Here is a 23839-nt window from a genome sequence, read left to right on the forward strand (position 1 = left end):
CAATGTGTAGCTAATGCCGGAACCATTTTAGCAGGATCATCCGTTGCGGTACTGACCAAACTATCACAAACATTGCGAACAATTTCACCTCCATAAACATCATTAAGTTGTGCGGGATCAAACGTACCGATTCCATCAATATTCCAAGCCATCACAAGGGTATCTGCGGGAGTTTTTGCTGGAACCTGTTGCGCAACCATCCCCAGTGCTATAAAAGCAGAAACAAGAGAGCTGCTATTCTTTAATATTTTTCTTTTCAAGCTCATAGACTTTTCCTTTTAAAGTTTATTGTACAAATTTTCCACGCAACATAAACAGATTTAAATAATAAAATTAGACGATACATAAGCGCCTCAAACAAAGTATTAAAACCTTCAAACACCACCTCTTACCACTCACTCCTTCTGCTCACACTTATAAGCCAAAACAAAACATGCAACGGCAAACACTTTGACATACAATGAACACCCACCCATAACAGAGCCTATTCATGAGAGCATAACGCCTACGATTGAAAACCATCAAACCTCTATTGTTTCTCTCTCTTATTGAACAAGTTTTCCTCTTGTTTTTTCTGACGTCTTTTAAATGTCACCAAAGCACCCCCTGTTGATTCAAGTGCTTTAATAACAAAAAGCCTTCATCATAAATAACAAAAAGCCTTCATCATAATTTAACGTTTCGATCAAACAGAAAAATTCATCAATTTGCCAAGTGCAACGACTTTTATTCCTTCTTCAAAAGGAAATTTGCAATTTCTCATCACTCCCCGTAAAATAACACCCTCCAATTGGCATCTTACCATCTTTCAAAGTAAGAAACATAGACACCATAAAAACTGATATTCCTCGTACCTTCCCCATAATAAAACTTTTCTTCACCATTGCAAAGTCTTTGCTCCTTCAGCAACGCTAAAATTCCGCGACATTTGTTGCACTGATTTTTGAGCAAATAAATTTACCACTTTTTACTTCATGAAAGTTGAAATATTCAGTTCTAACATCCATGCCAACACATCGTTAATGAAAATGACAGAGCCCTTTCAAAATAGAAATATTCAACAACATATCCAGTCATTCCCCATGATCTCCAACGTATTGCAAAGTTTTTAAACACTATGCAAGACGCTGAAGTTATTATGATTTCATTTTTGTTGTATTTTACAACATTTAAAGACACTCTTATTTTTCAATTTTACTATAAAAAATTTGTGGCGCACTATTCCAAACCCACTTTTTGACATCAGGTGTCATCGCTATAATACCATATTTCTGATAGATAAACGCATAAGGCCCTTTTTGCATCAATTCACGTTGTAAATCAGCATAAAGTTGCGCCCGTTTTTGCGGATCTTTTTGAAACAATGCCTCTTCAACTTTTTGATTCATCGTTTCATCCAAATACCCATATTGCCAACTAGGATAGGCGGTATTTTTTGCCTCAAACCGATTATCCGGATTATAAACAAGACGTGAAGCCATGGTATGAGGGTCCGCAGAATCATTATTCCAGCCGACAAAAATCGTATCAAAAGCCCGTGCATAAAGTTTAGAAAACAACTGTGAACCGGCCATCCGTTCAATTTTAAGACGCACCCCCGCCTTTGCAGCACTATCTTGAAGTGACTGAGCAACTAACAGCCTAGAAGGAACATTTGATACAAGAAAATTTGCCTCAAATCCATTCGGATAACCGGCCTCTGCTAAAAGCTGCTTGGCTTTTGCAATATCAAATCTAAAGGGTTGCCCTTCCTTTTCATCCAGAGCTCCAAAGTTACCAAGAGGAATAAAACTTGCCCGTGGAATACCAACACCTTTGAGAAGTTTCTTGCCAAGACCTTCATAGTCAATAAGATAACGCATCGCTAAACGTACTTTTTCCTTAGCAAAAATAGGATTTGTCATGTTAAATCCCCAATACATCATGGATGGCTCTAACACTTTCTCGATTTTAACATCTGTTATTTTTTGCAGATCAGCAAGATCTTCAGGGGTCAAATCACGAGCAACATCAATATCGTGCTTTTGCAACAATAAACGTTGTGTTCCAGGCTCTGCAACATGGCGAATGAGAATCTGCTTTAGTTTCGGGGCTTGTCCCCAATAGTGAGAACTCGCACGCAACAAAAGAGCTTCTCCAGGGCGCCAACTGTTCAACTGATAAGGACCAACACAAGCAGCATGACTCTTCAAATACTGATTTCCCAGATCGCCATCTTTTTCATGCTTCATAATTGTCTCACGATCGAGCAAAACTGTTGCCGGACTCGCAACAATATTATTAAGGATAAGCTCTGCTGGATAAGGCTTATCAAATTTCATCACCACTGTTTTTTCATCAGGGGCTTTTAAAGCATCATCAACATTTTTCTCTGTAATGCCATATTCATTAAAAATTGCCGCATTGGTCATCTTTAATTTAACAATCCGCTTCATACTCCAAAGAAGATCATTGGCATTGGCTGATCTCCCATCATTGAACTTCAAACCATCACGCAAATGAAAAGTAATCACCGTACTGTGATCATCCCCTGAAACATCCCAATGTGTTGCTAATGCCGGAACCATTTTAGCAGGATCATCCGTTGCGGTATCGATCAAGTTATCACAAACATTGTGAATAATTTCACTTCCATAAACATCACTAAGTTGTGCGGGATCAAATGTACTAATTGCATCAATATTCCAAGCCATCACAAGGGTATCTGCGGGAGTTTTTGCTGAAACCTGTTGTGCAACCATCCCCAGTGCTATAAAAGCAGAAACAAGAGAGCTGCTATTCTTTAATATTTTTTTCTTCAAGTTCATAGACTTTTCCTTTTAAAGTTTATTCCATAAATTTCCCACACAACAAGTACATGCCTAATAATAAGGCTAAATGATCCATAAGCGCCTCAAACAAAGTATTCAAACTTTCAAACACCACCCCTTACCAACCACTTCCCTGCCCACACTCATAAGCCAAACCAAAACATGCAACAACAAACACTCTGACATACAATGAATGCTCACCCATAACAGAGCCATTCATGATGTCATAACGCCTACGATTGAAGATTATAAAACCACTATTTTCTCTCTCTTGTCGGGCAAGCTTGTTTCTTCTTTCTTCTCGCCTTTTATGCTATAAAAAGACTCTTCCTTGTTAGCTCAAGCGCCTTAATAACAAAGAGCTCTAATAACAATTTGATATTTTAACAAAACTGGAAAATTCACCCATCAACCGACATAACCTCCTCCCCCTATAAGAGGAATTTTGAATTTATCCATAATTTTCTGGCAAATAACAGCTTTTAAATTATATTTTATTTCTCAATAAAAGGAGCATGGGCACCACCCCCTGATATTCTTTTACAGCACCCGCACATAACAAAACTTTTTTCCACATCGTATTTTAAATACCTTTGCTCCTTTAACAACACTCAATTCATTGCTTACATTTTTCAACAAAAAATATCTTTTCAATGCACTAAGGTTGAAATACCTAAATATAATACCTATATAAGCACACCCTTATCAGAATAGATAGTCTTTTTTTAAGTAAAATGCCTTGAAATATTATTTCTATACACAACAATAATAAATCTGTTATAAAATCTTCAATAGACTAGAACTCTCACCCTAATACGAAATATCGAAACGCTATAAAACTCCCCTACAAATTCTCAGAAACGAAAGGATATCTCTTCATTTAATGAAAAAAGCGCCATGAAAATATCGCAAAAAATGCAAGAGAACGCGCGTATATTTTAAAGCACTGATATTACACCAGTACTAAGATGATGTGCTCCCAAAAAGTAAGAAAAAATAAAAAATCTTTCTCCTTTATGACAATGACATCACTGTACTATGATGATACAATAAAAAACAAGATATTCGAAAGTATATTAAAATGAACCGAAAGAAAAAATTGTCAGATTCTTTTCGTGCTTTTCTTGGGGGCACATTAAGCCATGTTAGTTTAAAATTGCTCATCCTTTCATTTTTTATTGGCATCGGAATGAATTTTTTGGGATGGACACCCAAAAATCTCATACAGAAAATTATAGATTTTTTTCAATCTCTATGGGCAACAGGATTTATAACGCTTACAAACTTCTTTCATATCACCATGACGGGAGCGATTATTGTTGTACCTATTTTTCTTATCTTACGCATTTTTCATAAAAAATAAAACCCTCAACATTTTCCTTGTGCTAGTCTTTTCGAAAAATCAAACGACATAAAAATCCTGTGGTAACAGCAATGATCACCGCAACAATAGCATATAAGAAACGATACTTATGTGCTGCGTAAAAAATTGTATAAGCGATATGTGCTTTAACAATTTCAAGAGTTGTTGTTGTACTATCAATAAACAGACCATCACGAAAAAGATAAGCACGAACCTTATAATGTCCAACAGGAATATTGGTTGGTAAACGAAAATGTGCAGTAAAAAGCGTGTCAGAACCAAAACGAACCCCCCCTACTTCCTCATAATAAAGGCTTTTGGCTTTTTGCAGTTTTATAAGTTCATCGCGAAAGGTCTGTATTTTTTTCTGATCTTTTTCATCCGTCTGCAATGGCAAATAAAGTAATCCTAACCCCAAGCGTTTATAATCTTCAACACTCGTAATATCGTCAATTTCACGTGTTGTGACCATAGAGTAAAAAAGAGGAACCTTTTTAAAAATAAGAGAATCTGTATTAACCCAAACACCTGCATTACGTTTTTTTTCTCGCATCACCATTGTCCGCTCTTGTCCCTCCAAGCTCACAACAACATCATAACGGTTTTGTCGAGCATATAACGGATCAATATTTTCCAAAACACCAGCAATATAAAGATCACGACCAGCAAAATTTGCATCCACAGTAATCGTATTTGTTGTTACGATAATTTGGACAGTTTCGTGATCAACTTGATCAATGAATGTCGCTGGCGTCCCAACATGTGACCATGTAGAAAAAGAAACAACACAAAAGCAACTTGTAATGAGGCATAAAGAAAATAATCTACCCATTTTTATCTCATAAGAATATCCAGAGAGAAAAGATTATCGGGGCGTATAAATAATTGAAAAGCAAGACGCATACACACAATCAACACCAAAAACGCAAGTGCCATACGCAATTGTTCCGCCTTTAACTTCCGTCCAGCCCGTGTTCCATATTGCGCACCAATACTTCCTCCCAGCATTAATAAAAAAGCCAAGACAATATCAACGGACTGATGAGTCATACTTTGTAAAACTGTCGTGAAAGAAGACACAAATGTGATCTGAAAAAGTGAAGTTCCAATCACCACACTGGTTGGAACACGCAGAAGGTAAATCAATGCTGGAACCATAAAGAACCCCCCACCAATTCCCATAATAGAAGACAATAACCCTACAATGAGACCAATCCCTAAAACTGGAATAATGCTGACATAGATCATAGATGTCCGAAAACGCATTTTAAAGGGTAAGCGATGAATCCAGTTATGTCGACCAGCAAGACGAATATTGGCTTTTCCTGCCTTACGCTTGCGCATCATATCATACCAACTTTCAACAATCATCAAGCTTCCTACACTTCCAAGAAGAATCACATAAAGGAGAGAAATCATTAAGTCTAATTGACCTAATTTTTTCAAAACAGAAAAAATCTGAATCCCAATTAAAGATCCCCCCCCTCCTCCAATCGCCAAAAGAATACCAAGTTTGATATCGAGCGTACGTCTTCTAAAATGGGTAATCGCCCCTGTTACAGATGACGCAATCATCTGATTTGCACCTGTTCCAACAGCAATAGCAGGAGGGATATTATAAAAAATCAATAAAGGTGTGATGAGAAAACCACCCCCAATTCCAAAAAGACCTGAAAAAAAACCAGCAACGACTCCCATACCAATCAAGATCAGCATGTTGAGAGACATTTCAGCAATTGGTAAATAAATACTCACTTACAGAACCTTCAAGATAATCTGAGGCTTTTTAACAATTGAGAAAATTTTTCTCCAATTATCCTCTTTTCCAATAATCTCTGTTGCGTGTTTAAAAGGATAATTTTAGTTGCTATACAGCTTTTGCATAATCCACGAATGCACAATACATTTCACATCTATTAACATCAACATCATAAAAACTAAAAAAAACGCGCTCCTTTTAAAAAGCTGTAAAGACATAACGTTATCGCTACCATAAATGCAACGGTTAAAAAACAAAGAACACTTTTTTTTACCAAATGAGATAAAAACGAAACACTCCCTTGAGACTGCGCCTTTAAAGAAGAAAAATCATTCTCAATGCCACGATTAGGTGCCTGAATACCCATATCCTTTTTTTCTATCGAAGCACGCTCTACGGCTCCCTCAACCTTTTTAAAAGAAGGCTTCATAGCATCATTTGGCAAAGAGCTTTGATTTTCTTTCTGCACCGCATTTTCAACATTTGTTTGGAGTGGAATTATACCGTTTTGTCTCGAAAAATTTTGAACCTTTTGAAGTGATAAGCGTTCTTTATTTCCCTCATATTCCATATGAGCAAGTTTCTGTACAACAGAATCAGAAAATTTTGAACGAGTCCCACGTCGTGTTAGTGCTGCTTCTTCTAAGCTCTTTTTTTCACTCTGTAAACTTTGAACAATTGTTTTAATCTGCTCTAAAGATTCAAAAAGTTTTTTTTCTCTTTGACGACGGATATAATATTCAGCCAAAATGGCTCGGCTAATATCATCTAAGTAAGATTTAAAATGCTCTTCTAAAGCCCCCTGCTGTACCAAAGAACGGGAAGAATGCTTCATTTGCATTTGTGCATGAACAGTGCGTAATTTTTGAGCAATATCCGACATTGTTACATCCATAGGCACACCCGTTCTCTCCTTTTGTTCAACAAAAGAAGAGAATTTATCGTTCCTAACCTGATTGATCGGCTGGTCGATCGTATGACCCTTCGTATTCACAAACGCTTACCCCTCATTAACCTTTTTGAAAAGAATCGCACAAATGATGAGTAAAGTGTGCTCTATTTTAGTAAATAGAGCTTTAAGAACGCCCAAAAATTTTTTGTTAGAAATATTTTCCCCCAATCTTTATTTAAAATATTTGAAAGAAAAATCTCTGTTTTTTTGTCCTCAAGATTTTTTGTCCTCAAGATTTGAAGAGCAAAATCATTTCCCCATTTTTATTTTTTTCACTTAATTTTTTCATTGCCTAAAGCCCCTAGTGCGCCATCATAAACAGAGCATATAAAATGAAAAAAATATTCTCATAAGACAGAGTGATTTTTTTACTTTTTATTCAAGCAAATAAGGCAATTATGGCAATGCAAAAGATATGAAGATTGAAAATGACAACAAGAAAGTACAAGTAAACGTAAAAAAAGCTTATATGATGAAAACACAAGTTATAAATAAGACTGCATTCTAAACAATTTTGTTTCTTATGAGTATTGCTATAAACTTGTAATCATACAACAAAGAGGATTATCATGAAAATAATTGTCGCTGTCAAACGTGTTGTTGATTATAACATCAAAATACGTGTCAAACCCGATAGCACAGGCGTTGATCTGTCTCACGTAAAAATGTCTATGAATCCTTTTGATGAGATAGCCGTAGAGGAAGCAATTCGCCAGAAAGAATCCGGTAAAGTTTCAGAAGTTATTCTTGTTTCAATCGGACCAGAAGCAGCCCAAGAAACTCTACGAACAGGACTTGCCATGGGGGCTGATCGTGCACTTCTTATCACAACGGATCAAACCCTTGAACCCTTAGCAATTGCTAAGGTTCTCAAAGCCATTGTTGATGAAGAAAAACCTGATATGGTCTTTTTAGGAAAACAAGCGATTGATGACGATAGCAACCAAACAGGACAAATGCTCGCCGCTCTTCTTGGTTGGGGACAGGCAACTTTTGCCTCACATCTTAACATAGAAAATGGGCATGCTACAGTTATTCGTGAAGTTGATAATGGAACACAAACCCTTTCTCTTCCCCTTCCCATGGTTATGACCGCCGATCTACGGCTCAATGAACCGCGCTACACCTCTCTCCCTAATATCATGAAAGCAAAAAAGAAAACCATTGAACAAAAAGCGCTGACTGATCTTGGCATCGATACGAAAGCACGCTTAACAATTTTAAGCGTTGAAGAACCCAAACCCCGTCAATCCGGTATTAAAGTAGCTAATGTAGGAGAGCTTGTCAGTGCGCTAAAACAAAAGAACTGCATTTAATATTCTCACCACTAGAGTAAAAGCAACACTTACATAAAAGGGTAAAAACTTATGGCAATTCTTTTATTGGCTGATCATAATACAGAAGAAACCGCAAAAGCTCTCACGGCTGCGCGTGCACTCACTAATGATATCGATATTTTGGTTTGTGGAGAAAAAATTGAAACGATAGCGGAAAACAGTGCTAAACTTGATGGTGTGCGTCAAGTTCTTATTGCAAAAGCAGACTATTTAGCCCATCAACTCGCCGAACCTATAGCAGACACAATCATCAAGTTAGCAAATGATTATGATGTGATCATGGCAGCATCCAGCAGCACGGGAAAAAATGTGATGCCACGCGTAGCAGCCCTTCTTGATCTTATGCAAATTTCAGATATTATCGCCATTCTTTCACCCGATACCTTCAAACGACCCATTTATGCGGGCAATGCACTTGAAACTGTACGCACCAATGATCATAAAAAGATTATAACAGTTCGCACCGCTTCTTTCACACCAACGCCTTCCAAAAATAATTCTGCTCCCATTAAAACAATAACCCCAGCCCCCAATCCAAATCTTTCTTCTTTCGTAAAAGCAGAAACCAACAAAAGTGATCGTCCTGATCTCACCTCAGCTCGTGTTATTATATCAGGCGGACGTGGTCTTGGTTCTCAAGAGAAATTTATGGCACTTCTTCTTCCTCTCGCAAACAAATTAAATGCCGCTTTGGGTGCCAGCCGCGCAGCAGTGGACGCAGGCTATGCACCCAATGATTGGCAAATTGGACAAACAGGAAAGGTCGTTGCCCCTGAACTCTATATCGCCGTTGGCATTTCCGGTGCAATCCAGCATTTAGCCGGTATAATGGATGCACAAATTATTGTCGCCATTAATAAAGATGAAGAAGCTCCCATCATGCAAATTGCCGATTATGCTCTTGTAGGTGACCTCCATCAAATTATTCCAGAATTGGAGAAAGCTTTATAAGCCATGAAAGCACCTCTGCATGACCAGCGTGAAAGTATGGAATTTGACATCGTCATTGTCGGAGCAGGACCTGCAGGTCTTTCTGCCGCAATTCGTTTGAAACAAATTAACCCTGAGCTTTCTATCACAATTGTTGAAAAAAGTACCGAAGTTGGAGCCCATATTCTCTCTGGCGCAGTTATTGACCCCATTGGTATCGATACACTCTTACCAGAATGGCGAAATGACAATGACCATCCCTTCACGACCCCTGTTACCCGTGACCAATTTTTTTTTCTAAAGCCTCAAAAGGCGACAATATTTCCCAATATTCTACATCCCAAAATCTTATCAAATGACGGGTGTTATATCGTTTCGCTTGGAAATGTTTGCCGCTGGTTAAGCAAAAAAGCTGAAGCGTTGGGTGTTGAAATCTATCCTGGTTTTGCGGTAACACAGATCATCCAAAACGATAACAGAGCGATCATTGGTGTTCTCACCGGTGATATGGGGCTTAACAAAGATGGAACCCCTGGGAACAATTATATGCCTGGTATGGCTTTATTGGCAAAATATACTTTAATTGCGGAAGGAGCACGCGGCTCAATTGCAAAACAACTGATACAACATTTTAATCTTAGCAAAAACCGTGAACCACAAAAATTTGGTCTTGGTCTCAAAGAACTCTGGGAAATTGATCCCCACAAACACCAACGCGGTTTAGTGCAACATTTCGCCGGTTGGCCCTTAGACAATAATACTGGGGGTGGTGGCTTTATTTATCACCAAGAAAACAATATCATTTCTGTTGGTTTTGTTGTGCACTTAGATTACAAAAATCCTTATCTTTCTCCCTTTGAAGAATTTCAACGTTTTAAAACACATCCAAAACTCTATGAAATCTTCAAAGGTGCAAAACGTCTTTCCTATGGTGCACGTGTTATCAGTGAGGGAGGTTGGCAATCTGTACCAAAACTCACCTTTCCTGGTGGAGCACTTATTGGCTGCTCTGCTGGATTTGTCAATGTTCCGCGTATCAAAGGATCACATAATGCCATCTTATCTGGCATATTAGCTGCCGATAAAATTGCTAACGCTCTTGCACAAGGACGTGCCCATGATGAGGTTAAAGAAATCGAAGAGCAGTGGCGAAAAGGGCTCATTGGTAAAGACCTTTATAAAGTGCGAAATGCCAAACCGCTCTGGGCAAAATATGGAACAAAATATGGAATTAAACTTGCTGGTTTTGATATGTGGTGGCAACAACTGTTCGGATTTTCCTTATTTAAAACACTCCCCCATGGAAAGGAAGATTATGCATGCCTTGAACCAGCAGAAAAATTTCAACCCATTGCTTACCCAAAACCAGATGGTGTTGTAACCTTTGATCGCCTTTCAAGTGTTGCCCTTTCCAATACACACCATGAAGAAAATCAACCTTGCCATTTAAAAATAGCCTCATTAAAAAAACAAAAGGACTCTGAATATGCAATCTACGGAGGACCTTCCACAAACTATTGCCCCGCCGCTGTCTACGAATGGCTAGAATATAATGATCATCTGACTTATGTTATCAACGCTGCAAATTGCATACATTGTAAAACGTGCGACCTCAAAGACCCGAACCAAAATATCACTTGGACCTGTCCGCAAGGCAATGAAGGCCCCTTCTATCCCAATATGTAACCCCTGCTATATAATTATTGTTCTTTTTGCTAAAATTGAAATCTACAAAACACATTGAATAAAAATATTTCCTCAGATCATAAATCTATCAATCATCTTCCTATATACGTTCTTTCACAGTGTAAAATGGACTCTATTCTCAATATAAAAGACTCTCCCCACCGTATGACTTTTTTCAATAAAAAACATAACATACTTTTATAAAAAATTTTTATCTTAATAACAAAACAAGAATGAAGATATCTTGACTATTCTGCTATAAAAACACAGACACTGCTTTCAACAGTCTGTACAAAGGCAAATCTATGGCTCTACTTTGCTCTCCCCCCTCCATGACCAGAAACGCTTTTATCCCCCTCATAAGAAAACTCAACCGTTTCAAAAAGCCAAGAACAAAACCATTTAAGATATGCTTCGAGTTTGTTTTATCTCCTATCCTTTGCCAAGCAATTTCACTAAAGAAGACCACGGATGAATGTAGAAAAAATAAAATATTGCATAACACAGAGCATGCTTATTTAATCACTCGCAATATGTTTCTACTGATAAAGACATCCCAAAACCTGAGTATCACATCAACTTTTTACGCTCAAATCAAGGGGAGTCTATACATTGTCTTGCATCTAACCTTTAAAGATGTAATGCAAAGAATGTGTAAAAACACCATAAGAATAAAAAGCCATAAGTGCTATCATTATTGGAAATAATATCTGACAAAGCCCAAATGTCTTTCCAATTCATGACCATTCTATTACGCGTTTTATAGCGTATTTTCTTTATAAAGCTTGTACTTTCGCTGTAGCTTGTAAATCAACATCCAAATCGAACACAAGCGGCATATATGAAAGAAAGATAAAGGTGAATGAAAGCGAGTCATCCAGCTTTTGTATCCTGAGAAAAAATCTTGCATATTTTATTTAAATTTTCCCTGAAATGAAAATACAGCTTATCTAGTCAATACATTGATTTATATAGATAATCTAGCGTTATTCATATTGAATTAGAACCCCGAATACGGTAAGATTCTCTCATTTCAAATCCGTTTATCTTGAATCAATCAAAACCATTCGCTTGCACGTCATAAGCGGAGCTGGCGTGTGGGTAAAAACTGTATAAGAAAAGATTTAAAAATGATTCTTATGAATCGGCTTAATGCAAGATCTGTCACAACATTAGGGGCTGGCAAATATAATGGTGGTGCCAGCTTTCTTCTTCACAAATGTAAAGATGGAGGTGCTTAATAGATTTACCGTTATACCCTTCACAGACAAAATCAACCATATCACCAATCTTCGGCGTTTTTTTCTGTCCAATTCCAATCCGCAAATTGATAGCGCTTACCATTATCACCTGAAACGAAATAATTTCCCTGATCCTGACTAATAATCTTACCTTTCATCTTCACCACCTATAAAATTGTTATTCATAAAGAATCTTTTCTTCTAATATGATAACATGTTAAATAAACTTCACAGCATGAATACGATCTGTACTCACAGTGATATATGAAAATTGAAAAAGCTAAAAATTCCCCAACAACCCCAAATTCCCGCAATTATAAGCGGCAATACAAAACACGCTGTTTGATTTGTACGTTTGTTTTTTTCATATGAAATAGTACAGTCTTTTTCAATACTTTTATTTAATATTCAAGACATAGACTAAAGTAATTTACATTATTAAATTAATATATTGATAAATAAAATATTTGTTTATATTATACTTTTGTTGAATTGCTATAACTTGGTAATTTTATTGCCATTTGCATCCCTAAAATACCCAGATAAAATAACTATAAAATCAATAAATGACCACAGTATATTGATAAAAAGTTCTATACCTGTTATATTTAATGAGAAGCATTACGATACCCATTCCAATTTTATCAGCTATGAAGCGGTGAATACTTAACCGTCCCCCAAAACAAATAACTGCCAAAGCTGATCTTAATTGCTCTAATTCTTTTTGACTCAAGAGAGAGAACAGATTTAACAATATTATCTTCATATACAAAATCAACGGTATCCCCTACCTTTGGTGTTTTTTTCTAACCGATTCCAATCCTCAAATTGATAACGCTTATCATCACCTCCCGAAACGAGATAACCCCCTTGATCTTGACCAATAATTTTACCCTTCATCCTTGCCCACCTATAAAGCTACTCCTCATGTGTTATTCATAAAGAGATTATTCTAATTCGATAATATGCGGATTAACCTCACGGTATAAATAAAACGCATAAAAACCATGATAAATGTGTAATTGAAATAGTTAGGCCCCCAATAATCTAATATTTCCCGCTGCTATAAACAGCAACCCAAATTACGCTGTAATTGATTTGCGCTTTTGTTTTACCTATAAAAATAGCACAGTTTTTTCAATATTTTTGTTCAACTGTGCATAGGCTTTTAATATCTTACATTAAAGACATATAATACAATAACGCAGAGCTATTATGAACTTAATATATTGATAAAAATAAAAAGCAGGCTAAATTACCTCCTTTTTATTATAAGATTTTTACAAGTCTGTGATCTGTTTCCCATCTTTATCCGTAAATTTTCCAGCAACAATGAGTATAAAATCAACAATTGCCCAAATACCGGTAATCATCAATCCAAAAACTGATAAAGATAAAACGAGCATTAAAGTACCCGTCCGAACTCTCCCAACCATAAAACGATGAACACCAAAGATACCTGCAACCCAACAAAGAAGTGCAAACATTATCTTTGAGTTCTCTGTACTTGATCTCAACAACGGAAAAACAGAACTGACCACACCGCCTTCATAGACAAAATCAACAGTATCACCAATCCTTGGTGGTTTCTTTCCCAACCAATCCCAAGTCGCAAACTGATAACGCTTACCATCATCACCCGAAACGAGATACATTCCTTGATCTTGAGTAATAATTATACCTCTCATCTTAATCCCTATAAATTTAAATACCTATAAAATTACTGCGCATATGTCTTTGATAAGAAATCTCAATTTCATAATCTAAATAATATCATACTCTCACACTTTGTGCTCACAACTATCAACGATATACATCACCAGCATAACGCGCTTGGGTTCCTAGCATTTCTTCAATACGAATAAGTTGATTGTATTTTGCTAATCTATCCGAACGTGCAAGAGAACCTGTTTTAATTTGTCCACAATTCGTTGCAACCGCAAGATCTGCAATAAAAGAATCCTCTGTTTCGCCTGAACGATGAGATATAATAGTACGATAACCTGCTTTATGTGCCACTTCTACAGCATCAAGTGTCTCACTTAATGTACCAATTTGATTCACTTTTATGAGGATAGAATTACCTACCCCCATTTTAATACCATCACGCAAACGTGCTGAATTTGTTACAAACAAATCATCGCCAACAAGCTGACATTTTTCTCCAATTGTATCCGTGAGTAGCTTCCAACCTTCCCAATCATCCTCTGCCATTCCATCTTCAATTGTAACAATAGGATAACTTTTCACAAGTTGCACTAAATAATCTACCTGTTCTTGGATGTCACGGCATTTCCCCTCACCTTTATAAAAATACGAACCATTTTTATAAAATTCGGTTGAAGCACAGTCTAAACCAATGGCAATCTGCTCCCCTGGTTTATAACCACATGTTATGATAGATTCCATAATAAAATCAATTGCTTGATCAGCACTTTTAAATTGAGGTGCAAAACCACCTTCATCACCAACATTGGTATTATAACCTGCACCCTTTAAACGCTTTTTCAACGCATGAAAAATTTCAGCACCATAACGAATTGCTTCTCTAACGGTAGGCGCTCCTATAGGAATAATCATAAACTCTTGAAAATCAATCAAGTTATCAGCATGAACGCCACCATTAATAATGTTCATCATAGGTGTTGGAAGAATATGCGCTTGTGTCCCCCCAATATAACGATACAAAGGTAAATTTAATGAAGCCGCAGCTGCTTTTGCAACAGCTAATGAAACACCAAGAAGTGCATTGGCACCAAGACGGGCTTTGTTTGGCGTTCCATCCAAAGCAATCATGGCTTGATCAATAGCGATTTGATTTGTTGCATCCCGACCACCAAGTTCTTCAAGAATTTCGCCATTGACTGCAGCAACTGCTTTTTCAACGCCTTTTCCTTGATAGCGCAAACCACCATCACGAAGTTCTACAGCCTCATAGGCTCCCGTTGAGGCTCCCGATGGAACCAAAGCACGACCAAACGCACCATTTTCCAAATGAACATCAACTTCTACCGTTGGATTACCACGGCTATCAAGAACTTCACGTCCAATGATATCGACAATTATAGTCATATGTATTTCCTTATCCGATAAAAGTCGCGATTCATTTCTAACAACCTATTAATGAAATACTTTTTCTTCTCAATTCAGTTTCTTTGACAGATAATCGAATTCCATTAAAGTCTCAAGCAATCTTTGTAAATCATCAATTTTAATCATATTGGGTCCATCAGAAGGCGCATTATCTGGATCTTGATGCGTTTCTAAAAAAATACCTGCAACCCCAACAGAAACAGCCGCACGCGCTAAAACTTCAACAAATTGACGTTGTCCACCAGATGAAGAACCATGCCCCCCCGGCTCTTGAACAGAATGTGTTGCATCAAAAATAACAGGAGCACCCAATGAACGTAAAATAGGCAACGAACGCATATCAGAAACAAGTCGGTTATAACCAAATGACGTGCCTCGCTCACAAAGCATGACATTCGAATTACCACTGTAAACAACCTTTTTTAAAACATTCTCCATGTCCCACGGAGCTAAAAACTGACCTTTTTTAATATTAACAATACAGCTTGTTTTAGCGGCTGCTACCAAAAGATCTGTTTGACGACATAAAAAAGCCGGTATTTGTAAAATATCAACTGTAGAAGAAACAATTGTACATTGTTCTTCCGTATGCACATCAGTTAATATGGGACAATCAAACTCCTTTTTTAAATCAGAAAAAATAGCCATTGCTTTTTCAAGACCAATACCACGTGCCGCACTCAAAGAGGTTCGATTGGCTTTATCGTAACTCGATTTATAAACAAACCCCATACCGACTTGATCGGTAATTGTTTTAATACGACCAGCCATTTCAAAAGCATGATCTCGACTTTCCATCTGACACGGACCCGCAATTAATGAAAGAGGCATTTCATTTGAAAAAATAATATTTCCAACTTTCACAGTGGCATTTGGTTTAGACATTTTATTCCTCAAAAGCAAAGTAGCCAAATTTATATATTAAACTAATCGACTTTGTTCTACAGCGGCTTCAATAAAAGAAGAAAAAAGCGGATGTGGATCAAAAGGACGTGATTTTAATTCTGGATGGTATTGAACACCAATGAACCATGGATGATCTACATACTCTATCGTTTCTGGTAAAATACCATCAGGAGACATACCAGAAAAAATCAAACCACACTGTTCTAACTTATCCTTATAATCGATATTGACCTCATAACGATGACGATGCCGCTCGACAATCTTTGTCATCCCATAAATTTTGGCAATATGACTCCCTTCTTTTAATTCAGCCACAAAGGCACCAAGACGCATCGAACCGCCGAGGTCACCATTTCTTGTACGTTTTTCAAGAACATCGCCTTTGAGCCATTCTGTCATTAAACCTACAATTGGATTTTCTGTTTCGCAAAATTCACTTGATGAAGCATTCTCAATCTGTGCAATATTACGCGCAGCTTCTATACAAGCTAATTGCATTCCAAAACAAATCCCTAAAAATGGAACTTTACGCTCTCGTGCAAATCGAATTGCTCGAATCTTCCCTTCAGACCCTCGTGCACCAAAAGCACCTGGAACCAAAATGCCATGGGCTTTTTGTAAAGCTGAGACAGAATCTTCTTTTTCAAAAAGTTCCGAATCAATCCACTCAATATTAACCTTCACTTTATTCGCTAAACCACCATGCGCAATCGCTTCGATAAGGGATTTATAAGCATCCTTTAAGCCCGTATATTTTCCTACAACAGCAATCGTAACTTCTCCTTCAGGATGATGAATGCGATGCGTAATATCTTTCCAACGATCCATCTGAGGAGAAAGTGCCGAATCGATTCCAAAAGCGCAAAGAACTTCAGAGTCTAAACCCTCCTTATGATATGCCATAGGAACATCATAAATTGTTGGCACATCTAATGCCTGAATAACTGCATTGGAGCGAACATTGCAAAAAAGTGATAATTTGTACCGCTCTGTTTCTGGAATAGATCGATCTGCACGCACAAGCAAAATATCAGGAGAAATACCAATTGATTGTAATTCTTTGACAGAATGTTGTGTTGGTTTCGTTTTTAATTCACCTGCAGAAGGAATATAAGGCATTAAGGTGAGATGGACATAAACGACATTTTGTCTCGGTAGATCATTACGAAGCTGACGAATCGCTTCTAGAAAAGGCATTGCTTCAATATCACCAACCGTCCCACCTATTTCACACAAAACAAAATCAAATTCTTCATTTCCCGTCGTAATGAATCTCTTAATTTCATCCGTAACATGAGGAATAACTTGGACTGTTGCCCCTAAATAATCACCACGCCGCTCTCGTTCAATAATATTGCGATAAATACGCCCTGTCGTAATATTATCTTGGCTATTTGCAGAACGTCCAGTAAAACGCTCATAATGACCAAGATCAAGATCCGTTTCTGCACCATCATCGGTTACAAATACTTCACCATGTTGATAAGGTGACATTGTACCTGGATCAACATTTAAATAAGGATCAAGTTTGCGAAGCCGTACACGATAGCCACGAGCCTGTAATAACGCTGCTAACGCCGCCGCTGCGACACCTTTTCCAAGGGAAGAAACCACACCACCAGTAATAAAAACATAACGTGCCATGGGCTTATGGTGATAAGCAATTTATAATGATTTTTCCAGCAAAAAATGCAAAAAGAAACAATTTTTCTTCTCAAATAAAAAAGGTGAAAAAATCACCTCTGTAAAAAGTCTATATTTTCTTAAAAAACTATTTTGTAGTGTTATCCGGAACTGTATTTTCAAGAACCGGTGGAACTGGGCTTTCTGCTTCAGGATTTGTGGACTGTTTTTGTTCCTGCGGGGAATGCGAAGGACCTCCTAGCTGTTCAAGAATAGAAGGAGAAGACTCACTATCTAATGATGGGACTGATTCTGAGTCTTTATGGGTAGAATTTTGCTCTGTATTAACCGGTATACGCTTTAAAATATCAGAACTAGAATTGGATATATTTCCCACCACAGTAAGTCCAATGGACACAACAAAAAAACAACATGCTAAAATAGCAGTCAAACGTGTTAAAGGATTGCGAGATCCACGGGCTTTCATCAACCCTGAGTTATTACTCACACCGAGCCCACCACCTTCTGAAGGTTGGATTAATATAACGCCAACCAAAGTAATCACAATCAATAAATGAATAACAATAAGTACTGTTTGCATAAACCCTGCTCTTCAAATAACTCTTTCATGGTTATTTACACATAAATAACACACAATCCAAGGGGTAACTCAAATTTCTCCGCTATAATTTACGATAAACATCGCAAATAGTTAAAAAATCAATCGCTTTTAAACTTGCTCCACCTATCAAAGCACCATTAACATGAGCAATGCTTAAAAGCTCAAATGCATTAGATGGTTTTACTGATCCACCATAAAGAAGGCGCATATTATTCCCTTCCTCCCCAAAACGAGAGCACATCTCATCACGAATGAAATGATGCACTTTTGCAATATCTTCTACAGTTGCTGTATTGCCGGTGCCTATCGCCCAAACAGGTTCATAAGCGATAATGATATTCTCTGCTGTTGCATCATCTGGTAAAGATCCCTCAAGCTGCTGTGCGAGAACATCCAGCACTTTATTATTGTTGCGTTCTTCCAATGTTTCACCAATACATACAAGAGCCACAAGCCCTGCTCGCCACGCTGCTTGCACTTTGGCGCAAACAATAGCATCATTTTCCTGATACACTGTACGACGTTCTGAATGCCCGATAATAACATGACTTGCTCCCGCTTCTTTAAGCATAAAAGCTGAAATATCTCCAGTATAAGGGCCATAATCATCAAAGTGACAATTTTGTCCTCCTAAAAGGAGATTTTCACCATCCAGCGTATCAGAAGCACGCGATAAAAGCGTTGCTGGAACACAAATTAAAGCTTCAAACAAATGACCTAGATCAGAGCTAACGCCTGTAGCAATAGCACGCAACTCTCCAAGCGATTCACTCGTTCCATTCATTTTCCAATTTCCAGCAAGAAAAGGCCGAATATTTGGAGACATATTTTCACCTCAAGAGCTATTATAATATATTATTATCTGTAAGTACCAAATTATAAAGTGAAAGCAAATCTTTAAAGCTTGCATCTTTCGTGTCTTTGTTGCAAATTCCGTTACTGCTTTGATAATAACTCATGTTAAAAGTGGAATTAAACAATGCTTGACATCGTAAGAAATGCTGCAAATTCTTGGATTGCCAGAATTTTCCTTGCTATTTTACTCTTATGCTTCATTCTTTTATGGGGGATACCACAGTTACACACCAAAAATGAAAGAGGCCTTATTACTTCTGGAAAATCCACAGTAACTGTCGATGATTATCGTCTCGCTCTTGCCGATCAAAGCGCACGTTTAGCACATGCCGCTCATCTTGGACGAATGTTTACGCCAAATGAAATGCAGCAATACCAAATTCCCGCTTTTGTGTTTAATCAATTACAACAAAATACACTGCTTGATGAACAAGCCCGTAAAATGAAAATAAGTCTTTCAAAAGATACAATAGCACGTATGATTGGAACTGATAATATGTTCCAAATAAATGGCACTTTTGATAAAAATTTATTTTATAACTATCTTCAGCATTTACGTATCAGTGAAAGTGCTTTTCTTAATTATTACACCAGAAAAGAAAAGCGTAACCAAATTATTTCAGCTTTATTCTCTGATATGAAAGCACCAGATCTCTTCTATAAAGCACTTGCTCTTTATCAAGGAGAAATGCGTATCGCAGATTATCTCATTATTGATCTAAAAGAAAAGGAAATAACGGCTGATCCTGATCACGAAACACTGCAAAAGTGGTTTGAAACACATCAAAGTGAATTTCGTACTCCAGAATACCGCACTGTCTCTTTATTATCTATGGAACTTAATGATTTCGTAAAACCTAAAGATATCCCAACAGATGAGGCAAAAGCTTATTATACCCAAAATGCTTCACGTTTTGTAACCCCTGAAAAGCGTACATTCGAAGAACTGCGATTCCCCACACGTGAAGAAGCCGATAATGCAGCAAAAAAAATAGCCGATGGATTGAGTTTTGATGAACTGGTAAAAGCTGGAAAAAAGACTCTTAATGACATACAAAAAGGGCCTCTCGCAGAAAATGAACTTCCTAGCCATCTAGCATCCGAAATTTTTGAACTCCAACAAGGGCAAGTCAGTGCTGTAATCAATGACTTACAGGGACCTGTTATCATTCGCGTCACACATATTGAACCCTCAAGCTCTCTTCCTTTTGAAAGTGTAGAAGAAAATATTCGCCAAATACTTGCCAAAAATCGTGCTATGGATGATATCCGTAACAATTATGTAGCCATTGAAAATGCTCGTTTTGAGGGTGCTTCTCTCAAAGAGTTAGCTGACCAATACAAGTTATCTTTGCGCACAATTACCATTGATAAAACGGGAAAAACGCTTGAAGGTGCAATACTCACGGATTTACCTCAAAAAGATATTTTACTGAATGCCATCTATCAATCAAACGAAGGTGTCGATCTTGATCCTCTCTCTTTTCAAAATGGTGGGTATCTCTGGTATAAGGTCGATAAAATTATTCCTGCCCGCGATAAGACACTTGAAGAGGCTAAGCTAGATGTTCTTTCTCAATGGAAAAATGAGGAAATCCAACGTCTTCTTGATGAAAAAGCCCAAAATGCTCTCAAACAGCTCACGGAAGGAAAAAGTCTTGTTGCTCTTGCTCATACCCTTGGTGTTACAAAACAAACAACACAAGCCCTCCGGCGTCAAGATTCATCTGAAGTCCTTGGTGATGAAGGTGTTAAGGCCTTGTTTTCTGGTCCCAAAGGTCATTATGGTATCATAAAAGGACCGGTTGCAACAAACCGTATCATTTATCAAATAAAGACTGTAACAATGCCTAAAGACAGCACTCCTCATACTCTTTCATCTGATATTCGTGCCAATATAGATATGATGATACGAGAAGATCTTAAGCTAGAAATGCTCCAAGTTGCCAATAAAGAACATCCTTTGGAAATTAATAGCACGAATTATAATCAGATCTTTAACGCTCTCCAATAAAAAGGGTGTGCATAATTTAAAGGGCTTATTTGATAAAGTGTCTATCGCTCTTCGTTTATCATTAAAGAGGTGAGATAGATCTTTTATTTGCTTATATCTTAGAAGCAGCATTTGTATAATGATTAATTTTCTCGCAAATCAGTACATGTATAGATTTGCGAAAAAATGCTAAATGGAATGTAGAATCGTTTTTTCAATGCATGAAGAAATATTACCCATCCAAAGGCTGTAAATGTTGTCGCTAATTAAGCTATATATCCCTCCTGTCATTTATTGACAATGAACTGATTTATAATGATAATTTACTATTTTGTATATTGAATGAGAGTCCCGAATATTGTAAGATTCTCTCATTTCAAATCTGTGTATATTGAATCAATTAAAACCACTTGCTTGCATATAAAAGCGAGATGCGTGTGTGGATAGAAATTGTTAAAAAAGGACTGAAAATAGCTCTATGAACCGTCTTCAAGCCAAGAGCTGTAACCCCCAAGCTGGCAAATATAATGATGGTGCCGGCTTTCTTCTCCATAAGCATAAAAATGGAGGGATTCAATAGAATTACATTATACCATCGACAGCTCATCGACTGCTATTTTTAATATTCATTCATAAGAAGCCTATTGCTTCTTCTTAAATAACTTTCATTGATATACTCGTCTTATGATATATATATAAAATATTTTTAAAATTCATTATAAAAGTAATTTAAAATGAAGAAATCCTTTTCTATTCAAGGTTCTCATTCAATATGAGAAAAAAATGAGCTCTCAATCAATATGTTCGCATATCACAATAATTATCAATTATAGCTTCATACTTTCTCAAAAATTAGAGTTTTTTCTAGAGACTTAATAGGCTGTTAAGATAACTTTTCTCAATAATAAAATAGAAATTGTATTTCATTTATAAATGAGATGCGACCAATACATTCAGACTACTCAATATCAAAAGTTCTTCATCAAACGAACGAATGTATTAAACTTTATCTCATGTTTTTCCTTCTCTGCATCTCCCCTATCCAATACACGAATAAAATATATTACTTGATGAGAAAATATACTGTTTTTTCAAGATCATAAAATTTCTTATTCTTTTGCACTCATAGCCACCAACACATCACCATTTCTTGATAATAAAGAAATGATTTTAAAGCACCATATCTCCTTCTTTCTTCAATACGAAAAAATCGATTTAATTTCGACGTGACAATGTTCTTTTACAATATTTTTGGAAAATTACCACTTATTGCTGTTCTTGTTATCAACCAATAGCGATGTATCAATGGCAAAGTTGCATTTTCTTGAAAAATTGCAGCCCCCAGCTGAAGAGCTTTTTGAAGAGAAGCCGGTATAATTACCAATGGAAGAAATGCTGGCTTAAAAGCTCTAGGTAAAACACGAGAATACGTGTAAAATTTGCTATAATGATCGCGTGATAATGCTACCATAGCTTCAACAATGCAGCCCTTTTGTTTATCACTGAAACGATGAGATTCTAAATCTTCCCTCTCCACCCCTACAGCCTTCAACATATCAGTAGGTAAATAATAGTGATATCGTGATTGCATGAATGATAAAAGGCGTAATACACCGCTTAATCCTTGAGCAATCCCTCCATGTTCATAGATATCTGTAAAATCTTGTGCAGCATCAGGATCTAATATCTGACAAGAAAGCTGTAAAATGATGCTTGCTGTCTCACCATAATAATGCTCGAGCTCATGAAGCGTTTCTATTGGATTGTGATAAAGATCTAAAATTTGTGCATCACAATAACGTAAAAAAGCGGTCTTAGGTAAATTAAAAAGAGTCATTGCTGTCAATAGATCAGTCAAAATCGGATTATTTCCACTCGTTTGCATTTCACCATGAACGATAGAATCATACCACCAACGTAACCGTATTTCTCCTATGCGTGGGTCATGTACATTTTCGCGAATACGAGAAACTTCAGCATTAAATGCGTAAAGAGCAGCCAATGCTTTGCGCTTTTTTTTAGGCGCAAATAAAACCGATATATAGCGGTCACGATCTATGGTACGTAAAATATCAAGACAATAAGGAAGAGAACCTATCATGCTATGAACCTATTAACGTTCCTTCTTTAGCAATTAAATTAATATTCTTTTTTATTCATATTAAAAAATAAGAGAGTAAGAAAACACAGCTTAGAAAATAAGATTTTTAAATGTGTCTCTTAATGTATTATAAGTTAAGGATTCTTTTCTAAGTACTTTTCTTAACCGCACCAAACATCCAAACTATTTTATTTTTTTAAAAGTTGGCTTTGCACTAAAATAGTACCACCCTATGAGAGAGAGTATTCTCAAAAGCATAATAAAATCAAGAAACTGGATTTGTTTTTACCTTTTTCTCTGCAGAATCAATTACACCACGCCAATACGTTTAACAACAGACTTTCTACTATAAAATATAATGGATATTTTTAGAATAAAAATTAATAAATAAAGCAACCCTCACGAAAGCTTATTATTCGCCCTTATATTTTCACTAAAATAAAAAACAGGTAATAAGCATCTTAAAGCATATATGAACAACGGAAATATACTTTTAATTGGACTCCTTGCCAATCTCTACGGTGGAGCTCCCCCCTTTTACAGCATATAAATGCACTCGATGAAAACA

General features: G+C 36.8%; 18 protein-coding genes and 1 pseudogene. 5 read left to right on the top strand and 14 right to left on the bottom strand.

What is annotated here, in order from left to right; genetic code table 11:
• The 3 genes and pseudogenes from ACFIMQ_RS07540 to ACFIMQ_RS07550 form a co-directional block, all read right to left on the bottom strand.
• Positions 1–266: pseudogene (locus tag ACFIMQ_RS07540) on the bottom strand (ABC transporter substrate-binding protein); the annotation flags it as partial.
• Positions 267–737: 471 nt separating this feature from the next.
• Positions 738–884 (bottom strand): hypothetical protein, encoded by a 147-nt coding sequence (locus ACFIMQ_RS07545; RefSeq protein WP_375703726.1) that lies wholly within the window; start codon positions 882–884, stop codon positions 738–740.
• A 297-nt stretch (positions 885–1181) separates the two neighbouring features.
• Positions 1182–2807 carry an ABC transporter substrate-binding protein gene (locus tag ACFIMQ_RS07550; protein ID WP_375703727.1) on the bottom strand — a complete coding sequence of 542 codons (1626 nt, stop codon included), beginning with the start codon at positions 2805–2807 and terminating at the stop codon, positions 1182–1184.
• A gap of 1084 nt (positions 2808–3891) precedes the next feature.
• Between ACFIMQ_RS07550 and ACFIMQ_RS07555 the strand changes: the two genes are divergently transcribed.
• Positions 3892–4173 (top strand): DUF6460 domain-containing protein, encoded by a 282-nt coding sequence (locus ACFIMQ_RS07555; protein WP_375628240.1) that lies wholly within the window; start codon positions 3892–3894, stop codon positions 4171–4173.
• Positions 4174–4195: 22 nt separating this feature from the next.
• Here ACFIMQ_RS07555 and ACFIMQ_RS07560 read toward each other — a convergent pair whose 3' ends face one another.
• The 3 genes from ACFIMQ_RS07560 to ACFIMQ_RS07570 form a co-directional block, all read right to left on the bottom strand.
• A complete protein-coding gene (locus ACFIMQ_RS07560) occupies positions 4196–5005 on the bottom strand; it encodes a TIGR02186 family protein (protein WP_375703728.1) in 810 nt (269 codons plus the stop codon).
• A 2-nt stretch (positions 5006–5007) separates the two neighbouring features.
• Entirely contained in the window at positions 5008–5928 is a 921-nt protein-coding gene (locus ACFIMQ_RS07565; protein ID WP_375703729.1) for a sulfite exporter TauE/SafE family protein, read from the bottom strand.
• A 182-nt stretch (positions 5929–6110) separates the two neighbouring features.
• Positions 6111–6926: a hypothetical protein gene (locus ACFIMQ_RS07570; protein ID WP_375703730.1), complete on the bottom strand. Its 816-nt coding sequence runs from the start codon at positions 6924–6926 to the stop codon at positions 6111–6113.
• A gap of 527 nt (positions 6927–7453) precedes the next feature.
• Between ACFIMQ_RS07570 and ACFIMQ_RS07575 the strand changes: the two genes are divergently transcribed.
• Genes ACFIMQ_RS07575 through ACFIMQ_RS07585 form a run of 3 tightly spaced genes read left to right on the top strand, consistent with a single transcriptional unit; the run spans position 7454 to position 10837 of the window.
• Complete coding sequence (locus ACFIMQ_RS07575; RefSeq protein ID WP_375616903.1) at positions 7454–8200, top strand: electron transfer flavoprotein subunit beta/FixA family protein; 747 nt, start codon at positions 7454–7456, stop codon at positions 8198–8200.
• A gap of 51 nt (positions 8201–8251) precedes the next feature.
• Complete coding sequence (locus tag ACFIMQ_RS07580) at positions 8252–9172, top strand: electron transfer flavoprotein subunit alpha/FixB family protein (RefSeq protein ID WP_375703731.1); 921 nt, start codon at positions 8252–8254, stop codon at positions 9170–9172.
• 3 nt (positions 9173–9175) lie between these two features.
• Positions 9176–10837 carry a 4Fe-4S dicluster domain-containing protein gene (locus ACFIMQ_RS07585; RefSeq protein WP_375703732.1) on the top strand — a complete coding sequence of 554 codons (1662 nt, stop codon included), beginning with the start codon at positions 9176–9178 and terminating at the stop codon, positions 10835–10837.
• Between the two features lie 2015 nt (positions 10838–12852).
• Here ACFIMQ_RS07585 and ACFIMQ_RS07590 read toward each other — a convergent pair.
• The 7 genes from ACFIMQ_RS07590 to tpiA form a co-directional block, all read right to left on the bottom strand.
• On the bottom strand, positions 12853–12978 hold the full coding sequence (locus ACFIMQ_RS07590) for a hypothetical protein (protein ID WP_375616824.1): 126 nt from the start codon (positions 12976–12978) through the stop codon (positions 12853–12855).
• Positions 12979–13358: 380 nt separating this feature from the next.
• Positions 13359–13766, bottom strand: a complete 408-nt coding sequence (locus ACFIMQ_RS07595) for an NINE protein (protein ID WP_375616823.1) — start codon at positions 13764–13766, stop codon at positions 13359–13361.
• Between the two features lie 115 nt (positions 13767–13881).
• Positions 13882–15150, bottom strand: coding sequence for a phosphopyruvate hydratase (gene eno, locus ACFIMQ_RS07600; protein WP_375703733.1), 1269 nt, complete (start codon positions 15148–15150; stop codon positions 13882–13884).
• A 69-nt stretch (positions 15151–15219) separates the two neighbouring features.
• The gene (kdsA, locus tag ACFIMQ_RS07605; RefSeq protein WP_375616821.1) at positions 15220–16056 is read right to left on the bottom strand and encodes a 3-deoxy-8-phosphooctulonate synthase; all 837 of its coding nucleotides are present in this window, start codon (positions 16054–16056) and stop codon (positions 15220–15222) included.
• A 36-nt stretch (positions 16057–16092) separates the two neighbouring features.
• Positions 16093–17721 carry a CTP synthase gene (locus ACFIMQ_RS07610; protein ID WP_375616820.1) on the bottom strand — a complete coding sequence of 543 codons (1629 nt, stop codon included), beginning with the start codon at positions 17719–17721 and terminating at the stop codon, positions 16093–16095.
• Positions 17722–17848: 127 nt separating this feature from the next.
• On the bottom strand, positions 17849–18301 hold the full coding sequence (gene secG / locus ACFIMQ_RS07615; RefSeq protein WP_375616819.1) for a preprotein translocase subunit SecG: 453 nt from the start codon (positions 18299–18301) through the stop codon (positions 17849–17851).
• Positions 18302–18383: 82 nt separating this feature from the next.
• Positions 18384–19148 (bottom strand): triose-phosphate isomerase, encoded by a 765-nt coding sequence (gene tpiA, locus ACFIMQ_RS07620; RefSeq protein WP_375606259.1) that lies wholly within the window; start codon positions 19146–19148, stop codon positions 18384–18386.
• Positions 19149–19301: 153 nt separating this feature from the next.
• On the opposite strand from tpiA, the gene ACFIMQ_RS07625 reads away from it, so the two are divergent.
• Positions 19302–21191, top strand: coding sequence for a peptidyl-prolyl cis-trans isomerase (locus ACFIMQ_RS07625; protein ID WP_375703734.1), 1890 nt, complete (start codon positions 19302–19304; stop codon positions 21189–21191).
• 1219 nt (positions 21192–22410) lie between these two features.
• On the opposite strand, the gene ACFIMQ_RS07630 is transcribed toward ACFIMQ_RS07625, so the two are convergent.
• Complete coding sequence (locus tag ACFIMQ_RS07630; RefSeq protein WP_375703735.1) at positions 22411–23271, bottom strand: phytoene/squalene synthase family protein; 861 nt, start codon at positions 23269–23271, stop codon at positions 22411–22413.
• Positions 23272–23839 lie beyond the last annotated feature (568 nt).

The sequence above is a fragment of the Bartonella sp. AD13SXNS genome (genome assembly GCF_042196465.1).
GTDB lineage: Bacteria > Pseudomonadota > Alphaproteobacteria > Rhizobiales > Rhizobiaceae > Bartonella.